Genomic DNA, 21655 nt, shown 5'->3' with positions numbered 1-21655 from the left:
TTTTCAAAAAAAATAGCTGCTAGCATTTAGCTAGCAGCTGGGTAACTTATAAATAACTTAGAAAATAAATCATCTGTCGTTTCAGTAATTTTATCAAACAGATCACTTTCTTCCGCTTCTTGCTCTTTTAACATCTTAATTGTTTCACGTGCATCTTCAGGGTAATCGGTTATGATACCATCTACGTTCAACTTATAATATGCCTTTAAATTTTCCATATCATTTACTGTCCATACGTAAATTGGTTTGTTTAACTTCCTTGCTTCTTTTACTAATTTCTTATTTAACATATATTCTTCTGCTACGTAAAAGTCAGCCTTCACATTCTTTAAGTTAGCTCTACTTGCATACAATATATACCCTACTTTTATATCTGGATTTGCACGCTTAAACTCTTTAATAAGTGGATAGTGTAACGTTTGAATTACACATTGCTTCTCAAATTCATTATCTTTAATCGTTTTTAAGACTTTGTTTACAAAATCTTTTTCGCCCCCATGAAGCTTCACTTCTATATTAAGTTTGATTTTGCCATTTGCTAGCTTAATGATTTCATCAAGTGTACTTATTTGTCCTGAAAGTCCATCTTGACTAAGGGTAAGCTGCCTTAACTCAGCCATCGTTAAATCTGACACATACACATTGGCATTTGCGAGACGTTTCAGCTTCAAATCATGTATAACCGCTAGTTCACCGTCTTTCGTTTGTAATACATCTATTTCAGCGTAATCTGCTTTTGCATCAATAGCACCTTGCACAGCTTCTTTCGTATTTTCTACACCTTTTGATATATACCCGCGGTGCGCCATAATAATCGGTTCTTTATATGAATTTGAAATAAACGTTACAATGAAAGCAACGACCATTCCGGCAGTAATAATTCCTACAATGTATACGCCAATGAATTTCCAACGATGTTTTTGGAAGAAACATTTATCTGCTTTCGTTTTCGAATAATCTAATCCTTCTTCTAATAAAACATCCTCAACCGGTACCTTTTGTAAGTATAATCGCGTAATCGCCATAATATAAAATGGCGTCACGATAAAGCTGAATAAATACAATGTGCTCGTTAAAAATACAGAAATCGTTGACTCAGCTAATAATGCAAATGTTCCTTTCGGGTTTGTAAATTCATAAACACTCCATAGGCACAATAAATATATTCCCAAAAACACGACATATACAATTCCAATTGAAATAAAAAATCCTACTAAAAAGAATAGTACTTTAAAAAAGCTTTCCTTTACTAAAGTTGCACTTTTACGTGCTGCCACGCGAAATGGTTTTTGCTCTAAAACAACAATGGGTAGAACGAAAATCCATCGAAGATTCAAATACGCGACTACAGCAAAGAACGTGTAATAACCAACTTGTCCCATCGTTGTCTTAAACAGTTCTCCTGTAATAAAGTTAGGAATTTGAATTTGCGGGATTAATGCCGTTTCATATCCCATATTTAAAAGAGGCAACAATACGACAGCATATAAAATAAATCCAGGTAAGCAATATGTGAAAAGAGTAGGTAAATACGTTACCGTTTTATATAAAATCGGACGTAATTTCACCTTCTGTCTTTTATGAGCGAAATACGAAATAATAATAAGCACTGCAAATTCTGTAAAGATAAGAAACAGTGCTAACAATGATAAAATTACGATTGCTAAGATGCCATAAGGCGTCTTTAAAAACGCTAATAATTCATCATTTGTCGCATTTGCATAACCAGCAAAATACAATAACTTATTAAAAATGATTCCAAATAGTGGAACAAACACAATCGCTGCTAATAATTTATAAGCAAGTTGAAAAGTTAATACATTCCAAAAAGCAAATTTAACTGTTTGAAAGGAATGTCTCATTACTCCTGGTATAGATAGTTTTTTACGGTGTTGCATATATTCCTCCAAATTCTAAAACGGTATTTGAGATGGATTCCATATTTCAAGTTCTAATCCATCTTTTTAATAATAATATATTCCGCTTAACATGAACACTCTTATACATATAATGAAAAAAGTGATGGCTACTTCCCATCACTTTTTCATTTATTCTATTTTTTCTCTAGGCCTTGTCCAAATGCTTTCAAAAAGCTAAAACCGAATGTAATAGCTCTATTGATATCTGGATCTTTTAATACTTTAAAGAAATCCATTACTTTTGTTTTTTTACCACTATTTAATTCATCTGTTGCAAATTGCAATCCTGTAACTAAACTTGACGTAATTTGCTTCGTTATTTCTGGATCAACTGAAGATAATGCTTCTCCTGCCCCCATCATATTGTTGAGTGCATTTTTAACTGGTTCACGATTTAATTGCTCCACAGCGATTTTTGAAACATCTTCCTTCGCAGCAAGTAAACTAATTGCTGCATCTAATATACCAGCCTTCTGCAACTGTGCTAAAAGCTGCATCGTTTCTTCTACTGCTTCACGATTATTAGATAACTCATTTAGAAGTTCATCTGCTACTTGCTGTTTCTGTTCTTCCTCTGTTACAACTTTCTTTTTAATTACAGTAATTTCTTTCGCCACTATCTCCGCCCCCTAGTCCACAAGTGATACGTATTGTTTTCTTTGCCATTTTTGCTGGATTTCAACACCATTTTGCGGATTACGCTTTTTATCTCTCGGGTTTGAAGATGGTAACGGACGATTCCCTTTTTCACGTAGTACACGCATCTTTACCATCGTTTGTTTATACGCTGGTGTACACGTATAAAGATCTGTCGCCGTTCCAGTTAAAATATTGATTGCCTCTTCATTTACCGTTGCATGCATCGGTAAATATAGCTCTTTCCCCGTTACACGATCTGTAACAAGTGCCTGTACTTTAATTTTCCCAAATGGTGATGCTAATTCTACAAGACCACCATCTTTCACATTGCGCTCTAGGGCAAGTTCCGGGGAGATTTCAACGAACACTTCAGATACTTTAGATAAAATACCAGCCGATTTATTCGTCATATTTCCTTCATGGAAATGTTCTAACATACGACCATTATTTAAAAGTAAATCATACTCATCTGGTGCTACAACTGGTGGTACCCATTCATCTAATGATAAACGAGCGAGTTTATCTGGGAAGTTAAATCCGTCTACATATAATAGCGGTGTATCGCTACCATCATGACTACCCCAACATAAACTATTCCATCCTTCTAGACGGTCGTACGTTGCTTGAGAGTATAACGGTGCAAGTGACGCGATTTCGTCCATAATTTCACTTGGACTTTCATAATTCCAATCCCCACCTAGTGCACGAGCAACTTTTTGTAAAATCCACCAGTCTGGTTTTGAATCACCAAGCGGCTTCAATACTTCATATAATCTTTGAATGCGGCGCTCTGTATTTGTAAACGTTCCTTCTTTTTCTAAGCTTGGTGCCGCTGGTAAAATAACATCAGCAAAACGAGCTGTTTTCGATAAGAACATATCTTGAACAACAAGGAAATCTAAATTCGCTAAAATATGTTGTACATGGTTGGCATTCGAATCTACTAAAGCCATTTCTTCACCCATAACATACATACCACGCAGTTTTCCTTCATCTGCCGCAAGTAACATTGCAATATTATTTAAGCCTGGTGCTTTCGGAATTGTAGTACCGTATGCTTTTTCAAATTTCGCACGGAGCGCATCATCTGAAACCGCTTGGTAACCTGGAAGCCAGTTTGGTAATGTTGCCATATCACAAGCGCCTTGTACGTTATTATGTCCGCGTAATGGGTATGCTCCTGCACCAGGACGACGATAGTTACCCGTAACAAGCAATAGATTTGAAATTGCTGCTGAAGTTGTACTTCCTCCAGTATTTTGAGTTACACCCATTCCCCAAAGTACACAAGTACCATCTGCTTCATATACCATACGAGCCATTTCTTTCAGATTTTCTTTCGAAATCCCCGTGATTTCTTCTGTATAATCAAGCGTATACTTTTCTACCATTTTGCTATATTCATCAAAATTCTTCACATTTTCAGCTATGAACTTTTTATCGTGCCAATCTTGATCAATAATATATTTCGTAATACCAGCGAGCCATACGTAATCAGTTCCTTGGCGCGGATGAATGAATAAATCCGCACGCTCTGCCATTTCATGTTTACGAAGGTCTGCCACAATTAATTTTTGGTCATGTAATTTATGTGCACGTTTTACACGCGTTGCAAGTACAGGATGTCCTTCTGTTGGATTTGCTCCAACGATAATGACAAGGCCTGCTTCCGCAATATCTTTCACTGTTCCAGCGTCCCCGCCCATACCGACAGTTTTAAATAAACCGTCTGTTGCTGGAGATTGACAATAACGGGAACAGTTGTCTACATTATTCGTTCCATATATTTGACGGGCTAGTTTTTGCATAAGATAATTTTCTTCATTCGTTACTTTCGAAGAAGAAATAAATCCAAATGCATCACTTCCATATTCTGATTTAATATGCTGCATATTGGATGCAACAACTTCAAGAGCCTCTTCCCATGAAGCTTCAACAAACATATCTCCTTGGCGAATTAATGGCTTTGTAATACGATCTTCACTGTTTACAAAATCCCATCCAAATTTGCCTTTTACACATGTGGAAATACCGTTAACCGGCGCATCTGAAACAGGCTGTACTTTCAAAATGTGGCGGTCTTTCGTCCATACTTCAAATGAACAACCTACACCACAAAATGTACAAACTGTTTTTGTTTTATTCACTTTCGTCTTACGCATCGCAGCCTCTACTTCTGAAACTGCTAAAATACTACTATATCCAGGTTCTACATCCTTTACAAAATCAATCATCGGATCTAACACATCCGGTTTCAATCCTGTCATGAATCCAGCTTCACCCAGCATTGTTTTTTCCATTAACGCATTACATGGACATACTGTTACACACTGCCCACAACTTACACAAGATGAGTCATTTATACTTACACCATTGTCCCATATAACACGTGGACGGTCTAAGCTCCAATCAATCGATATAGTTTCATTCACTTGTAAGTTTTGACATACTTCTACACACTGCCCACAAGCAATACATTGATTTGGATCATACCGATAAAACGGATGTGACATATCCACTTCACACGCACTTACTTTTGGCTCATACGGATATTTCTGTTCCTCAATTCCCATCATATGTACTGTATTGTGGACTTTACAGTTACCATTATTGTTATCACAAACGGTACAATACAGTAGATGATTCTCTAATATTCGATCCATTGCCTCAGTCTGTGCCTCTTTTGCACGCTGGGACTGTCTTTCGATATGCATACCGTTCTCTAATTTCGTTGAACAAGCACGCATTAACTTCCCATTTACTTCTACAATACACGTATCACAAGTTTGAATTGGATCTACTTCTGGTACATGACAAATTTGAGGATGTTCCAAATTACTCTCGTTAAATAATTGTAGTATCGTCTTTTCACCTGATGCAGAAAATTCTTTACCATCGACGGTTACACGGACTGTCTGTTCTGCCATAGTTTCCCCTCTCCTTACAACCAACTGTACAACACAATTATGAATCCGTTTTCAAAATCGCATTACTGTACATATTTTTGAAACGCTCTACCCAAATACTTTCTTATGAAGTCGATTCTAGATGTTATAAGGTATAACTACGAAAGCTTGAAATTATCACTATTCTACAGTTCTATTATATCGTACATATACAATAATAACCAAAATAATCTGTGATCTTCTTGTTAATAGGTGTTTTTATTTTTCCCATTGTTTTATGATAAATGTGGGAGAGAAATACATATAAAAGGGGAATTTAATATGGGGCCTACGCAAGAGACTTATACAATTGTACGCTATCAATCTGGTACATTTTCAAAACAGCTTGATGAGATTGTTACAGAATCTCCTATTACTATTAAGTTGAATGGTGAAGAATATGTAACAGTCGTATGCACACCAAATTATATTGAAGATATGGTAATTGGTTTTTTAATTTCTGAGGGGATTATTTCTTCCTATAAAGATGTTGAAGAACTATGGGTTCAAAAAGATAACGGAATTGTCCATGTAAAATCATCAAAAGTGAATCCGCTCTATCAAACTTTATATAATAAACGATACATCACTTCTTGCTGCGGAAAAGGTAGACAAGGTTTTATTTTCGTAAACGACGCAGCAAAAGCAAAAGACTTACATGATATACATGTAAAAATTACTCCTGAAGAATGCTTTCACTTAATGAATACCTTGCAACAATCTTCTACTACATTTCGCCAAACTGGCGGTGTTCACAATACCGCGCTATGTGATCGAAACAATATCCTCCTATCAAGAATGGATATTGGAAGACATAATGCATTAGATAAAATATATGGTCATTGTTTGCGTAACGATATATCCATTAAAGGAAAAATCATCGCATTTAGCGGACGTATTTCATCCGAAATTTTACTCAAAGTTTCAAAAATCGGATGTGAAATTGTTCTATCTAAATCCGCTCCAACAAAACTGGCATTGCAACTTGCCCATGATTTAGGCATTACAGTCGTAGGGTTTATTAGAAATGAATCTTGTAATATTTACACACATCCAAAACGAATTGATGGCTATCAATCCAATGTTTAAAAAATAACTCCTCAATCGAGGAGTTATTTTAGTTATAAAAATGTAACATATCAAACACTTGAATAGTTAACAAAGTTAATATATAATTTCATTACATAATTAAAACAAAACATTGTAGCATATATCTTTTCATTCTTTTACAAATTAAAAGAGAATACTAACAAAACATATACTCAATCTTATAAAAATAATGGATTTATTTGAAATCCACCAGGGAGGTTACAACTATGGAAATTCGCTTATTAACAACAGAGGACGCAGAAATATATTTAAAAGTTTGTATGGAAGGTTTAACGAAGAATCCGGAAGCTTTTAGCTCTTCTTATGAAGATGTTCTTAAACATGAAAATCCTGTGGCTGCTATGGCTAAACGATTAAGCAATCCGGATAAGTATACTCTAGGTGTCTTCAAAGATAATGATTTAATTGGTATCGCTACTTTAGAAACAAAACCATTTATTAAACAAGAACATAAAGCAAAAATTGGCTCCGTTTTTGTTTCCCCAAAAGCACGTGGTCTCGGAGCAGGACGAGCTCTAATTAAAGCAATTATTGAAAATGCCGATAAATTACATGTAGAACAACTCATGCTTGATGTTGTAGTTGGTAACGTTGGTGCAAAAAAATTATATGAGTCATTAGGTTTCCAAACTTACGGCGTACAAGAGCGTTCATTAAAACATAACGGTCAATATTGGGACGAGGAACATATGGTTCTGTTCTTAAATGATTAATACTTCAATATAAAGTGAAACTTTACTCAGCGGGTGATTTTTCCATCCTTCACTGAGTATTAGCTGAACCAATCGGGCTTTTACGGGCAGTTATCGCCCACCTAACTCCCTCGCATTCGCTGAATTTTAAGATGGGAGTTACTGCCCACAAATAGCGGGGTAGTTTTCCAAAAACATCTTTCTTAATAAGAAAGATGTTTTTTTGCATTACAACAATGTAATCTTCATGTCACCTTTATCGATCGTACCAATCCTTACCATTCATTATACTAAAAATATAAAGTGAAACTTTACTCAGTGGGGAACTACATCCCACGCCGATCGCATGTACTTGATATGTAGAGGAGAATGTGACATGAAACAAAACAAACGAGCTATGCTTTTAATATTTACTACAGCAATTGTAACTTCTGGGTTAGCAATTTTACCTTGGTTTATCATATAGGAATACTCCCCTAACAATGAAAAAAGCTGATTGCTTCTTAAGAAGCAATCAGCTTTTTTTATATTATAAAATCCCCAAAATTTTATTTACGCAACTTATAATAATAACCATAGATACGGCAACGCACATGACAACCGTATTACGATCTTGCTTTTCTTTTTTTGAAATTTCTTCTTTTGAATTCATGTGTATGATCTCCTTTTAAAAAAAGTGTGAGATAGGAAATTTTTCTTATCCGATGCGAGGTGAATACGAAAACCCTCTCTATCTCACATACACAATAGAATGGAATTGTCATTTTATAAATAAAATGACATGACGTTATGTCGCAACATAGGGTATTTTGTGTCGCTACGTTTTCTATTATAAAAAATAGTTGTGCAAAACTAGTGCATTTTTTATGTCAATTACTCTGAGCGAAAAATAACTCTTCCACTCAATCACATAAAAAGAGTTTTTTATTATTTTCATGTAAACTATACAAGTAGAATGAACAGTTTGGGGTGCACAAGATTATGGTAAAAATTTTATTAGTAGACGATGAAGAACGTATGTTACGATTATTAGATCTGTTCTTAAGCCCTCGCGGCTATTTTTGCATGAAAGCTACCTCTGGCCTTGAAGCACTAAATTTAATCGAACAAAAAGAATTCGATATTATTTTATTAGATGTTATGATGCCAAATATGGATGGATGGGATACTTGCTATCAAATTCGTCAAATTTCCAATGTTCCTATCATTATGTTAACAGCTCGTAATCAAAACTACGATATGGTAAAAGGCCTCACGATGGGCGCAGATGATTATATTACAAAACCATTTGATGAGCATGTATTAGTCGCACGAATCGAGGCTATATTACGCCGTACAAAAAAAGATGGCTTTGTTAGTTTCAATGGTATTGAGTGGGATAAAACGAAACATACTGTCACAGTTTATGATGAAAAAATCTCATTAACTCCTATCGAATTTTCGTTACTCGGACTATTTTTGCAAAATACAAACCGTGCTTATAGCCGAGATGATTTAATCGAAAAAATTTGGGGCTATGAAACAGATATCGAATATAGAACAATTGATTCACACATTCGTAATATCCGTGATAAACTACGCAAAAAAGGATTTCCAATTGAAGATTACTTAGAAACGGTCTATAAAGTCGGATATAAATGGAAAAGTGAATAATAACTTCGGTCAGTGGGAAATCGTATACCACTGACTCTTTATTATGAATAAGGTATGGTGAAAAAATGAGTAAACTTTCCCTTAAAATTGGGACATACTTTTTAATATTAGCTTTATGTATTGAAACAATTGCTTTCGTATCTTTTTATAAAAGCCTTTCAAAAATGCGTATTGTAGAGGAAACAGATGCTCTTTTAGAGAAAGGTAATCGCTATAGTAAAAAAATTAAAAGCCGCGAGAGACGGGATGAATATTATAAAGAAATGAAACACGCTGAACATAATAAAAGTCCTAAACGCCCTGTGTATCCTGAATTCGATATTACGAATGAGGCTGCACACTTAGTTGAATCGGAATCAATTTCTAACTCCGATATAGCTATCATTATTACTGACCATAACGGCAAAATTATTTCCACCTCAGAACCCGTAACAAAAGATATGCAAAAACAACTTACTTGTAAAACAGAAACTGTCCCAGACGGCGGATTGGTCGTTGAAAGGAACTGGAAAAAATCAAAGTTCATCACAACAGTAAGCCCACTTAACACAACAAAGTTTCAAGGAAAGCTATATATGCTATTAAAAACATCTTTCCTAGAAAATATGTTACTTAAACTCATGAACCAATTTCTTATCATTAGCGTTTTAACAATTATTTTAACAACAATTTCTGTCTTTGTTTTTTCACGCGTTATTACAGAACCACTTGTAAAAATGAAGAGAGCGACAGAAAAAATGTCAAAATTAAATAAGCCAATTCAATTAGGTATTAAACGGAATGATGAACTCGGAAGTTTAGCAAAAACAATTGAAGATTTATCGAGTGAACTTACGTATATGAAAAAAGAGCGCAATGAATTTCTCGCTAGTGTCGCTCATGAACTATTAACTCCATTGACCTATATGAAAGGTTATGCAAAAGTAGCAAAGAGAGACTCTTTAACAAAAGAGGAGCGAGAAGAATACTTACAAATCATTGAGGATGAAACGGATAGTGTAACCGATCTCGTCCAAGATTTATTTATGCTTGTACAATTAGAACAACACCAATTTGTTATAAAAAAACAAAAAGTGCTTCTTCAGCCATTTTTAGAACGAATGGTTGAAAAAACAAAAACAACATTAACGAATAAGCAAATGCAACTTCATGTATATTGCAAAGATGATTTAGAAGTTTGTATAGACGAAAGACGTATGGAACAAGTTATGTTAAATTTATTACACAACGCTTATCAACATTCGCCAGAAAACACATCCATTACGATACGTGTACTCATGGAAACAGATTCTTTTACAATAAGTGTACAAGATGAAGGTGAAGGTATTCCTGAAGAAGATATCCCGCATATTTTTGACCGTTTTTATCGTGTTGATAAATCTAGAACACGAGCTACAGGCGGAAAAGGCATCGGGCTAGCTGTTGCAAAGGAAATTGTAGAATTGCATAACGGTTCTATTCTAGTAACAAGCCAATTAGGAGCGGGAACAAACTTTATAATCAAGCTACCTTTTGAATAATATGCGTGTGAAAACACCAGTAGTAGTAAACACTACTGGTGTTATTTTGTTCATAAAAACAGCTCATATAAGCTAAGCTTTTGAAATTATTCTTATTTCAATATAAAATAAAGGTACATTTGCAAAGATTTGGAGGGTGATATAATTGGATATCCATGTATTAACAAAAGACGAAGCAGAAATTTACTTAGAACTTCGCGTAGAAGGATTAAAGCAAAACCCTGAAGCATTCAGCTCTTCTTATGAAGATATTATTAATAAAGAGTGTGCGATTGAATATAAAGCACAAAAATTAGCACAAGATGAAAACTATACGCTAGGTGCATTTAAAGATGGAAAATTAATCGGGGTTGCAACACTGGAAACGAAACCATATGTAAAACAAGAACATAAAGCTAAAATCGGTTCTGTATATGTATCTCCAAAAGCACGCGGACTTGGAGCAGGAAAAGCACTTATTAAAGAATGTCTTGAGCTTGCTAAATCTTTAGAAGTAGAACAAGTTATGCTTGATGTTGTTGTTGGCAACGATGGAGCGAAAAAACTTTATGAATCATTAGGTTTTAAAACATTCGGTGTACAAGAACGTTCATTAAAATATAACGGACAATATTGGGACGAAGAGCATATGGTCTTATTCTTAGATGAAAATAAATAATAAAAAACATCCTCATGTTTGGAGGATGTTTTTTACTTTCTTGTAAACCATGCCGTGTGTAATAATTGAATCGCTTTCGCAATCTCTTCCTCTGATAATATCGCAAACCCAAGTAAAACTACACTCTCAGGCGCCGTACCGTCTTTATAGTACGTAGACACAGGATATATTTTAATACTATATTTCGCAGCTTCTTGAATTAATTCTTCTTCCCGCATTCCATTATGCACTTTTAATAAAATGTGTAATCCGGAATCTTCTCCTATCACTTCAACACGATTAGAGAAATACTTCTCTATTTCAAAAACAAGTCTATCTCTCTTCTTTCGGTAGACAACACGCATTTTATGAATATGTTTTTCCCAATATCCTTCATTTAAAAATCTTCTAATCACTTCTTGATCTATTCTTGAAACACTTTGTGTATAAAATAAATATTGCTGTTGATACTTTTTAATTAATTTCTTCGGCAACACCATATAGCTCATCCGTAGCGATGGCAATAATGCTTTAGATAGCGTCCCCATATAAATAACTTTCCCCTCTGTATCTAACCCTTGCAGCGCCGGTATAGGCTTTCCAGAATAACGAAATTCACTATCGTAATCATCTTCAATAATATACCTGCTCTCTTCTTTCTTTGCCCATTGTAAAAGCTGCATCCTTCTCGTAATAGGCATAATCATTCCAGTTGGAAACTGATGGGAAGGTGTAACAAATACAACATTCGCATTGCTATTTTCTAAATCTGCAATACAAATTCCATCTCTATCTAAAGATAACATTTTGACTCTTGCTTCTCCCTGTTCAAAAACAACCATCTTCCTATGATACCCTGGGTTTTCAACTGCATAATTGCTTTCCTTTAACAATTGAAACAATAGTTTCACTAATATTTGTGTTCCCGCTCCTAATACAATTTGACTAGCTGAACAACGCACACCTCTAGATTCATACAAATAATTCGTAATCTCTTCTCTTAAGCTTGCTTCCCCTTGAGGGTGTCCTAGAAAGAGAAGTTCGTTATTATGCGGTTGCCATACTTCATTTACAATTTTCCGATACATATTAAATGGAAAAGCATTTGTATCAATTCCTGTTTGTGTAAAGTCAAATTTATAACTCTTCTCCTGAAACGGTACTTCTTCTATTCTATCTCCGCTATCCTCTATATGAACCATTTGCTCAATCTTGCATACAAAATAACCTTTTCTCGATATCGACTCAATATAACCTTCTGCAAGTAATTGTTCGTACGCTGCCTCTACTGTATTTTTACTTACTTGTAAATGTATCGCTAACTTTCGCTTAGCCGGTAATTTCGTAAAAGGGACAATCGATCCATCTTTAATTTCTTTTTTTATATACTCATACAATTGCACATACAATGCCTTTTTACTATTCATATTTAAATTAGGCGTTAATTCTAACATAATATCTGACCCCTTAATAAAACTAAAATCTGATACTTTTTACAGTACCAGAAGTTATATATAATTCCTTTTATCATGTCACACATCAAAAATCAAATACCGGAGAGGAGAAACATGATAATGAACAATGGTAGACGTATCGGACTCATTATGATTATTACAGGGGCTACATTATGGGGATTATCTGGTCCAATGATTCAGTGGCTATTTCAGCATACTAATGTATCCTCAATTGATTTTTTAACAATTCGATTGTTACTTGCAGGAATATTTATTTTGTCTTTCTTACTTATAAAGAAACAAAACATATTTCAAATTTGGAAACACTCTAGATATTCTATACAACTTATTATTTTCTCTATTCTCGGCATGCTTGGTGCGCAATACGCCTTTATCGAAACGGTTCATATTAGTAACGCGGTCACAGCAACGCTATTTCAATTTCTAGGTCCTGTTCTTATTACCATGTATGTTGCATTTGAACAAAGAAAATTCCCTGCTTCCATGCAACTATTCGCAATTATAGCCGCGCTAATAGGAACATACTTTATTATTACAAATGGCTCAATTGAAAATGTTGTTTTATCTAAAGAAGCTATTATTTTTGGACTATTAACAGCAATTGGATTTGCATTTTATACCCTTCATCCGGCTTCTCTCATTAAAGAATGCGGGACAACTGTAGTAATTGGTTGGGGGATGTTAATCGGAGGAATTGCACTACTTATTTATAATCGTTCATTCGGGTGGAATCACTTTTCACAAACCCTTACACTAAAAACTTTTTCTATGCTTATTCTTATCATTATTAGTGGTACCCTTTCTTTCCTTCTATATATCGGTAGTCTTAAATATTTAGCAGCAACAGAAACAAGCATTTTATCTAGCATTGAACCCCTTGTAGCTGCCATCGTCTCAATTACTTGGCTAAATTCTTTTGGAACATATCAATTATTAGGCGGCGTATGTATCGTTCTGTCCGTTATTTTTTTGACGATGCCTCAAAAAGAAACCGAACCAACCTATACAACGGAACAAATATAAAGTGAAACTTTAATTAGTGGGGCTATCTCCCACTGATTATTAACCTACACCAATCGGGCTTTTACGGGATAAAAAATGTCAAAAGAGGTCGTACAAAACTTACGACCTCTTTTTATACTTTAAAGGAATTGTCCCGCCTTCTAGCAAATACAATTACACTAACAATAAAAACTAGGAGTGTGGCACCATGAAAAAAATCGGAACTATGCTACTTCTCTCCTTCCTCATCACTGGATGCACACCAGCACAACCTGATTCAAAAGCATCTAAAACTGAAGCTGTCGCAACGTCATCCAATCAAGTGAACGCACCTTCCTTCTTTCATCTTAGTGTTTTAAAAGATGTAAATTGGGAAGAAGCCCCCTCATTCATAGACGGAAAAATACCTTTAAAAGGCATCGAAGGAAAAATCGCAATGGCTGATAGTCCTATTATCGCAAATGAACAAAATGAAATAATGTGGTACTTTCTAGATTCTGAAATACCAACTGGAAAATTGTCTATTATTGCGCTAAAACAAGGATCTGTAACGCCAACACCAGTACTCTTTCAAAAAGAAATTTCCAAACAAACTTGGACTACTTCAAATACAATCAATTCTACTACAAGCGAACTCCCTCTCGCTATGTCACTACCTTCATCTGGATTATGGTTATTAAATATATATGTGAATGAAAAATATTATGATCAGTTTGTAATCACCGCTGAGTAAAGTGACAAAAATAAACCACTTTCTTACAACAATGTAATTTCTACGTCATGTACTTCGATAGTTGAATTATCTCTCTTCTCTTATACTTAAAGTAAGAAATGAATGAGGAGAGATGAGAGATGAAAAAAATGATAGAAGTAATCATAGCAATAACTGAGGTTTTAGTGAATGGTAAACAAGTTGCAATGGAATTAAATAAATAGTGAAGAAACATAAATAATTCTACACTTCTTCATTATTTTGATTTCTTATCTCAAAAAAGCAGTGCCTTTTAGGCACTGCTTTTAGCTATTAATAACGTGGTATTTTCGTAATTTGTGCCACGCCTGAATCAATAGCTGCTTTCGCTACTGCTTCCGCAACACTTGGAACAACTCTTTTATCTAATGGATTCGGGATTACATAATTCGCATTACGTTCTTCATCAGTAATGATGTTAGCGATCCCATATGCTGCCGCTAATTTCATCTCTTCTGTAATATCAGTTGCGCGCACATCTAACGCACCGCGGAATATTCCGGGAAACGCCAATACATTATTTACTTGATTCGCATAATCCGAGCGCCCAGTTCCTACTACAGCTGCCCCAGCCTCTAATGCATCCTCAGGGAAGATTTCTGGAATTGGATTCGCCATTGCAAACACAATTGCTTTCTCATTCATCGTCTGTACAAGTTCTTTCGTTAATACGTTAGGAGCAGATACGCCAATAAAAATATCAGCTTGGTTAATCGCTTCTTTTAACGTTCCACGCACATGTTCACGATTTGTCTTTTTTGAAACTTCAATTTGTGCTTCGTTCATCCATGTTTCACCTTCACAAACAATACCTTCTAGGCTAACTAGCGTAATGTGCTTTGCACCAGCCTTTAATAATAATTTTCCAATTGCAATTCCTGCCGAACCCGCACCGTTAATAACGATTTTCACATTATCCATTTGTTTGCTAACAACTTTTAATGCATTAATAACAGCTGCTAAAACGACAATAGCTGTTCCATGTTGATCATCATGGAATACAGGAATATTCGTTTCTTCTTTTAATCGTTTTTCAATTTCAAAACAACGCGGTGCTGCAATATCTTCTAAATTAATCCCTGCAAATGTAGGCTCTAAATTTTTCACAAGGGTAACGATTTCATCTACATCCGTTGTGCCTAAACATAATGGGAAAGCATCTACATTCGCAAACTTCTTAAACAAAATACTTTTTCCTTCCATAACAGGCATAGCCGCTTTCGGTCCAATGTTTCCTAAACCGAGTACCGCTGTTCCATCTGAGACAACTGCCACCATATTACCACGTGCTGTATAGTCATACACCGTTTCTTCATTTGCCGCAATTGCTTTGCAAGACTCCGCTACACCTGGTGTATACGTCAGGCTTAAATCATCCGCTGAATTTACTTCTACTTTACTTGTAATTTCAATTTTCCCTACTAATTCTTTATGCAATAACAATGATCTTTCATTAATTTGATTTGCTAACATACTTATAATCTCCCCTTAATTTGACAAGCTAGCTATATGAATATAGCTAGCTTGTTTGATCATGAAAACATCTTTAATAATATTGTCGCCGTTACAACCATTGCCGCCCCGCCTAAACGAGTCGAAATTTGCGCGAACGGCATTAATTCCATACGATTTGAAGCCGATAAAATAGCAACATCTCCAGTTCCACCTAAACCGCTATGACATCCAGTTACAATCGCCGATTCAACTGGATACATCTTCATCACTTTCCCTACAAGAAAACCTGATGCTACCATTGTAAGAACAACCGATGCGCACACAACAACATATCCTACTGAAAGAACTGCTGCTACGTCTTTTAACGGAATATACAGCAATCCTAATCCAACCATTAAAGGCCAAGTTAAATTCTTCGAAATAAATTTATATAAATGGAATGCTCCTTGCTCCATTTTTGCTGGCATTAATTTAAAGTATTTCACAAGCGCTGCTGAGAAAATCATAATGATTGCCCCAGGAATACCGATGAACTTAGAAGCAAATCCTCCGAAGATGAAGAACGTACACGCAATTAATAAACCTGCTCCCATTAATGAGAAGTCAATTGGCTTCTCTGTATTTTGTTCTTTTAATAATTCTGCTTGATTGTCTGTTTTCACTAATACACCGTTACCACTAAGCTCCGGTTTCTTCTCACCTAAACGCTTCATATACCCTGCACTTACAATTGCGAACATATTTCCAATAATAGCTGCTGGAATAAGCTGTGATACAAACGTTGCTGATGATTCATTTAAAATATCACTATAAGCTAGCGACAATGGTAAAATCCCTTCCCCGATACCACCACTCACAATTGGTACGATGATAAAGAAGAATGTGTGCTTCATTTCAAATCCAAATAATGAACCGACCAATAATCCCACTGCTACAGAAGCTAACGTCCCTACTACTAAAGGAATAAACATGCGAACGAAACCTTGTACTAACACTTTACGGTTCATTCCTAAAATACTTCCGACTACTAAACAAGAAATATATAAATATAAAAAGTTCGATTTTTTCATTAACATAGTCGCAGCTTCCATTGAAGCTGGATTCATCCAGTTAAAAAATACAAGTAATGATGGAATAAATAACGAAAGTATTGCTGGACCGCCGATATTTTTTAAAATTGGAATTCTCATCCCAATATCGCCTAAGAAAATCCCCATGATCATAATAACTGCAAATCCACCAATCATATCTGCTGGCAATTTATTATATACAGATGCCCCATAAATAATAGCAGCCAATACTACATATAATGGTAAAGGTATAACACCGATTTTTACATTCATAATTTTAGAAGCGAAAGATTCTCTTTGTACTTCATTTCCTTCAGAAAATGATACCGCTTCCACATTCTTTTGAATTCCCATATGGCACCCCCTCGTTTTCTTAATAACAATATTAAAACGCTTTCAATAGTAAAAATAGTTTTTGTAAGTTTTGTAATTGATTTTGTAATTAAAAAAAGTATAAGCGACTTATATTAAGTCGCTTATACGTAAAACTCTATTTTCTTTTGATCAACACATCTTAATTTACTTACAGGTCTTCCCACATGTTGGTACATCATTTCGTTTTCTAACACCCCAATGTCAGTCAGAAACATTACATATTTTCGAATAGAAACTCTTGAAATTCCAACTAATTGTGCCATTTCATCTGTTGTAAATACTCTTCCATTCAGAGACTCGATCTTCTGCCAAATTAATTGCAACGTTTGCTTCGTTAAACCTTTCGGAAGCTCTTTAGTGACAGTAGGCTCTCTTTTTTCTTTTTGTAAAATTAACGAATCTAATTCCGATTGACTAATTTTTTGTTGTTCTTTCATGAAAGTAAATTTTTCTCGATATATAGTTAATGCCTCTTTAAATCGTTCAAATGTAAATGGTTTAATTAAATAATCTACAACTCCATATTGTAATGCTTTTTTAATACTCCCCATATCATGTACAGCTGAAATCATCATTATATCGATTTCTTTTTCTTGGTTCCGGATATACATTAAAAGCTCAAACCCAGTCTCTTCAGGCATAAAAATATCAAGTAATACTAAATCTACTCGTGATTTCTCTAATACTTCTATCGCTGACTTTACTGAGTTAACTGCTTGAACAAGTTCAAACCCTCCTACTTGTTCTAAATAATGCGTATTTAACATTGCTACCATCGGGTCATCTTCTACAATTAAAACTTTAATCATATTTGCCTCTCATCCCTACCTTTAGGTATTTCAATTGTTATCGTTGTTCCCTTTCCTACTAATGAATGCATATGAATTTCCCCATTTATTCGCTGTATACTTTCTTTTACAAGATACAAACCATAACCGCGGTTATCTCCCTTTGTGGAATAACCTTTCGTAAATAATTCCTCTATTTCTTTTTCTTGTATACCTTTTCCCGTATCTTGTACTGTAATAGTTAGTATATCCCCATGTTGTATCTCAACTTCAACTTGCTTCTTTTCACAATTCGTCACTGCTTCTAATGCATTATCAATTAAATTTCCGACAATCGTAATAAGTTCATGAGTAATACTTTCATCATCTATTTCCGGCATATAAGAATCTTCACTTATAATTAATTTTATATTTTTCTCTCTAGCATAGCTGAGCTTACCTAGTAAAAAACCAGCAAATACTGGACTTTTTATTCTTTTCATAACTCCACCAATTTCATATTGATGCTCTGATACCATGCCGCTTATATACTTCTGTAATTCTTCATACTGTTTCATATGTGTAAGCCCTAATACGACATGCATCTTATTCATAAACTCATGAGATTGTGCCCGTAATGCTTCTGCATATAGTCTAATACCAGTTAGTTCCTCTGCTAGTTTTCTAATCTCTGTTTTATCACGAAATGTTGCAATTGCACCAACTATTTCTCCTTTTACATATAAAGGAACTCGATTCGTCACAATCGTAATTCCATAAATATTTTGTTCTTCGTTTAATTGTACTTCTCCCGTTTGCAATACTTCTTTTATACGTGAATTTGGCATATACAACTCAACATCTTTACCGATAAAATCTTCTTCAAGTCCGCTTTTTTTAAATAGACGTTTCGCTTCATTATTAATTAACGTTACTCTAGCCTCTTTATCTACAGCAATAATACCTTCCTTTACAGATTGTAGCATCGTATTTCTTTCTTCAAGAATTTTTGCTATCCTGTGCGGCTCAAGACCGAATAAACTTTTCTTTATATGTCTAGCTAGCAATATTGCTCCTATAATTCCGACTAATACACCCACTCCGACACCAATATAAATGATATGTCTACTTTCCTTAACTCTCTCTTTTACATTATCTGCTGAAATACCAACAGCCACTGCTCCAAGTTGTTCACCTGTTTCAGAAAATATTGGTACAAACACTCGCATGGAAATACCTAAAGTTCCTTCTGCTAACGATACATGTTCTTTTCCTTTCAATGCAGGCCCTTCATCTCCCCCAATAAAATGATGCCCTATTTTTTGAGGATTTGGATGTGACTTTCTTATTCCATTCATGTCCATAACTACAATAAATTGAACACCTGTGTTTTGTAATATTCTATTTGTATACGTTTGGATTGCAGAGGTATCTGCTTTCCCAACCAAACCATCGATTACAATCGAATCATTCGCCACAATGTGTGCAATTGTTTTTGCTTTCTCTGCTTGGCTATCCTCCGTCGTCCGTTCTACATTATGACTAATTAATATATCTGTCACAAGTAAAGAAAAAATTACAACTGTACAAACTAACAATGTAATCGTTTTCCATAAATTCCATAGTCTTTTTCTTTTTTTCATCCTGTTAATGACTCCCCTAATTGCTGAATAGAAAAATAAGTAAGGTGATATTATTTTCACCTTACTTATCTGCTGTTATTATACTTTAAATTTACTAGTCATCGCTTGTAGTTCTTCTGCCATCTCAGCTAAGTTTTGCGAAGCTGAACTAATTTCCTCCATGGAATTAACCTGTTCTTCTGTTGAAGCTGCAACACTTTGCATACTAGCTGTATTTTCTTCTGCAGCAGCTGCAATTTCATCAATAGCATTTGTCACTTCATTTGCATCTCCAGCAATTCTCTTCGTTGTTTCTACCATTTGATTAACTTGAGAAACAATATGTGTAGTAGAACTTAAAATTTCCGTAAAACTTACTTTCGTTTTTGTTACAACATCAAGGCCTTGTTGAACTTCTTCATTCACATTATCCATCGCCTTAACAGTATGTTCAATATCCGCCTTAATTTCTGCAATTAAATTTGCAATCTCTCCAGATGACTCTCCTGATTGCTCTGCTAATTTTCTAACCTCATCTGCTACAATAGCAAATCCTCGTCCCTGTTCACCTGCTCTTGCTGCTTCAATAGCCGCATTTAAAGCTAATAAGTTTGTTTGAGTTGCAATGTTTTGAATTGCTTCAGAAATAGCTCCTACTTGCTTTGATTTCTCATCAAGAAGTTTAATAATAGCATCTGACTCGGATACCGACCTAGAAATAGACTGCATTTGTTTTGCGGTTTGTTCAACTAAATCTTCTCCCTCTTCAGCTCTTTCACGGGCATGTAATGAGGAAATAGAAATTGACTCTGCGCTTCCGGTTACATCTTGAATTGCTGTATTTACTTGTTGTAATGTAGCAGCACCTTCTTCAACACCTTGACTTTGTGACTCAGCCCCACCTGATACTTGTTCCATCGCAATTGTAATTTGATCTGTCGCATCATTTGCTTGCTGTACGCTCGCTGTTAACTCTTCAGCCGATGCTGCAACATGTTCTGCTGAAAAGCTAATTTGGGTAATAACATCTTGTAAAGACGTAGACATTTCATTAAATGAATTCCCTAATTTCCCTATGTCATCCTTGGAATGGATTGTAATTTTCTCTGTTAAATCTCCCTTACTAATTTTATATGCCGATTCAGCTATTTTTCGTAATGGCCCTGTAATAGACTTTGTAATGAAATAAATTAATATACTACCAAATGCAATAGCAATAGCAATAACAATAAAAGTCTTATAAAATACTGGATTCGCAGCTTGGGTAATTTCTTCATCAAACATAACTCCAACTACTTTCCAGCCCGTTTTCTCATTTGTTGCAAAGATTAAATTCTTTTTATCATCTTGTTCTGTATAAGAGACATTTCCTTGTTTTTCTTCATAAATCGGTTTAATCCAAGGATCAGTAACTTTTGCACCTGGTTTTCTAGATGGATGACTAACAATTTGCTTATTTTGATCTAAAATAACTGCATAACCTTTTTCACCAATGTTAATCATTTTGGAAATTTTCAAGATGTTATCTAAATTTAAGTTAATTCCTATAACACCTTTACCATCTTTTACTTCTTTTGCAATTGTTACTACCATATTTTTTGTAGATGCTGATTGATATGGTGCAGTAACAATTACTTTCCCTTTATTTTCATGTGCTTCTTTATACCAAGATCTATCTGTTGGATTATACCCATCATCCATTTTGATAAATGGTTCTCTTATAAACTTTCCTGTCTGCGTTCCAATATAAATACCTTCTACTTCTGGATGAAGTTTTATATATTGCGCTAGCTTCGTTCTTACTATTTCTTCCTGTCCATTTGGATATGTATCCTCTGTTAAGATGTCTGCAAAGTACGTCGCATCAACAAATTTCTCTTCTATATTTTGAGAAATAACAGTATTTAAAATCGAAATATTCTCCTTTGCTTTAGCTGTCATTTGATGTTCAAAATTTGTTTTGGCAGTTTGATATGAAACACCACCGATAATAATTCCTGGTATAGTTAAAATAATAAAAAAT

Annotated in this window: 17 protein-coding genes; 7 read left to right on the top strand and 10 right to left on the bottom strand. The window is 34.8% G+C overall.

Annotated elements, in window-relative coordinates:
* Nucleotides 1-26 precede the first annotated feature (26 nt).
* The 3 genes from ACQGS6_RS09910 to fdhF all read right to left on the bottom strand — a co-directional run bounded on the left by ACQGS6_RS09910 (nt 27) and on the right by fdhF (nt 5485).
* On the bottom strand, nt 27-1898 hold the full coding sequence (locus ACQGS6_RS09910; protein WP_426965087.1) for a glycerophosphoryl diester phosphodiesterase membrane domain-containing protein: 1872 nt from the start codon (nt 1896-1898) through the stop codon (nt 27-29).
* Between the two features lie 155 nt (nt 1899-2053).
* Nucleotides 2054-2536 (bottom strand): DUF1641 domain-containing protein, encoded by a 483-nt coding sequence (locus ACQGS6_RS09905; protein ID WP_001040540.1) that lies wholly within the window; start codon nt 2534-2536, stop codon nt 2054-2056.
* Nucleotides 2537-2548: 12 nt separating this feature from the next.
* Entirely contained in the window at nt 2549-5485 is a 2937-nt protein-coding gene (gene fdhF / locus ACQGS6_RS09900) for a formate dehydrogenase subunit alpha (protein WP_000840682.1), read from the bottom strand.
* A 300-nt stretch (nt 5486-5785) separates the two neighbouring features.
* On the opposite strand from fdhF, the gene fdhD reads away from it, so the two are divergent.
* Together fdhD and ACQGS6_RS09890 are read left to right on the top strand one after the other, a co-directional pair.
* On the top strand, nt 5786-6592 hold the full coding sequence (fdhD, locus tag ACQGS6_RS09895; RefSeq protein ID WP_000529230.1) for a formate dehydrogenase accessory sulfurtransferase FdhD: 807 nt from the start codon (nt 5786-5788) through the stop codon (nt 6590-6592).
* A gap of 227 nt (nt 6593-6819) precedes the next feature.
* Complete coding sequence (locus tag ACQGS6_RS09890; protein ID WP_000405884.1) at nt 6820-7326, top strand: GNAT family N-acetyltransferase; 507 nt, start codon at nt 6820-6822, stop codon at nt 7324-7326.
* A gap of 508 nt (nt 7327-7834) precedes the next feature.
* Here the strand turns inward: ACQGS6_RS09890 and ACQGS6_RS09885 are convergent.
* Complete coding sequence (locus tag ACQGS6_RS09885) at nt 7835-7957, bottom strand: hypothetical protein (RefSeq protein ID WP_001085006.1); 123 nt, start codon at nt 7955-7957, stop codon at nt 7835-7837.
* 329 nt (nt 7958-8286) lie between these two features.
* On the opposite strand from ACQGS6_RS09885, the gene ACQGS6_RS09880 reads away from it, so the two are divergent.
* The 3 genes from ACQGS6_RS09880 to ACQGS6_RS09870 all read left to right on the top strand — a co-directional run bounded on the left by ACQGS6_RS09880 (nt 8287) and on the right by ACQGS6_RS09870 (nt 11136).
* Nucleotides 8287-8958 carry a response regulator transcription factor gene (locus ACQGS6_RS09880; RefSeq protein WP_000238959.1) on the top strand — a complete coding sequence of 224 codons (672 nt, stop codon included), beginning with the start codon at nt 8287-8289 and terminating at the stop codon, nt 8956-8958.
* A gap of 65 nt (nt 8959-9023) precedes the next feature.
* Nucleotides 9024-10478, top strand: coding sequence for a HAMP domain-containing sensor histidine kinase (locus tag ACQGS6_RS09875; RefSeq protein WP_000041027.1), 1455 nt, complete (start codon nt 9024-9026; stop codon nt 10476-10478).
* A gap of 145 nt (nt 10479-10623) precedes the next feature.
* Nucleotides 10624-11136 (top strand): GNAT family N-acetyltransferase, encoded by a 513-nt coding sequence (locus tag ACQGS6_RS09870; RefSeq protein ID WP_000351212.1) that lies wholly within the window; start codon nt 10624-10626, stop codon nt 11134-11136.
* A 32-nt stretch (nt 11137-11168) separates the two neighbouring features.
* On the opposite strand, the gene ACQGS6_RS09865 is transcribed toward ACQGS6_RS09870, so the two are convergent.
* Nucleotides 11169-12569, bottom strand: coding sequence for a PLP-dependent aminotransferase family protein (locus ACQGS6_RS09865; protein WP_426965085.1), 1401 nt, complete (start codon nt 12567-12569; stop codon nt 11169-11171).
* A gap of 120 nt (nt 12570-12689) precedes the next feature.
* Here ACQGS6_RS09865 and ACQGS6_RS09860 point away from each other — a divergent pair, with 120 nt between their 5' ends.
* Entirely contained in the window at nt 12690-13613 is a 924-nt protein-coding gene (locus ACQGS6_RS09860; RefSeq protein ID WP_426965083.1) for a DMT family transporter, read from the top strand.
* A gap of 187 nt (nt 13614-13800) precedes the next feature.
* Nucleotides 13801-14325 carry a DUF4871 domain-containing protein gene (locus tag ACQGS6_RS09855; protein ID WP_000719679.1) on the top strand — a complete coding sequence of 175 codons (525 nt, stop codon included), beginning with the start codon at nt 13801-13803 and terminating at the stop codon, nt 14323-14325.
* Nucleotides 14326-14616: 291 nt separating this feature from the next.
* Here ACQGS6_RS09855 and ACQGS6_RS09850 read toward each other — a convergent pair whose 3' ends face one another.
* The 5 genes from ACQGS6_RS09850 to ACQGS6_RS09830 form a co-directional block, all read right to left on the bottom strand.
* The gene (locus ACQGS6_RS09850; protein ID WP_000880785.1) at nt 14617-15816 is read right to left on the bottom strand and encodes an NAD(P)-dependent malic enzyme; all 1200 of its coding nucleotides are present in this window, start codon (nt 15814-15816) and stop codon (nt 14617-14619) included.
* A gap of 59 nt (nt 15817-15875) precedes the next feature.
* Nucleotides 15876-17222 (bottom strand): 2-hydroxycarboxylate transporter family protein, encoded by a 1347-nt coding sequence (locus ACQGS6_RS09845; RefSeq protein WP_000512722.1) that lies wholly within the window; start codon nt 17220-17222, stop codon nt 15876-15878.
* A 122-nt stretch (nt 17223-17344) separates the two neighbouring features.
* Nucleotides 17345-18052: a response regulator gene (locus ACQGS6_RS09840; protein WP_000598689.1), complete on the bottom strand. Its 708-nt coding sequence runs from the start codon at nt 18050-18052 to the stop codon at nt 17345-17347.
* A complete protein-coding gene (locus ACQGS6_RS09835) occupies nt 18049-19653 on the bottom strand; it encodes a sensor histidine kinase (RefSeq protein ID WP_000746420.1) in 1605 nt (534 codons plus the stop codon). The genes ACQGS6_RS09840 and ACQGS6_RS09835 overlap by 4 nt, the downstream gene beginning before the upstream one ends.
* Nucleotides 19654-19731: 78 nt before the next feature.
* Nucleotides 19732-21573, bottom strand: a complete 1842-nt coding sequence (locus ACQGS6_RS09830) for a methyl-accepting chemotaxis protein (RefSeq protein ID WP_426965089.1) — start codon at nt 21571-21573, stop codon at nt 19732-19734.
* Nucleotides 21574-21655 lie beyond the last annotated feature (82 nt).

This window comes from Bacillus sp. GMs2/2 (assembly GCF_050172095.1).
Taxonomy (GTDB): domain Bacteria; phylum Bacillota; class Bacilli; order Bacillales; family Bacillaceae_G; genus Bacillus_A; species Bacillus_A cereus.
Note: the sequence above shows the minus strand (reverse complement) of the source record. Positions and strands in the feature narration are given on the sequence as shown.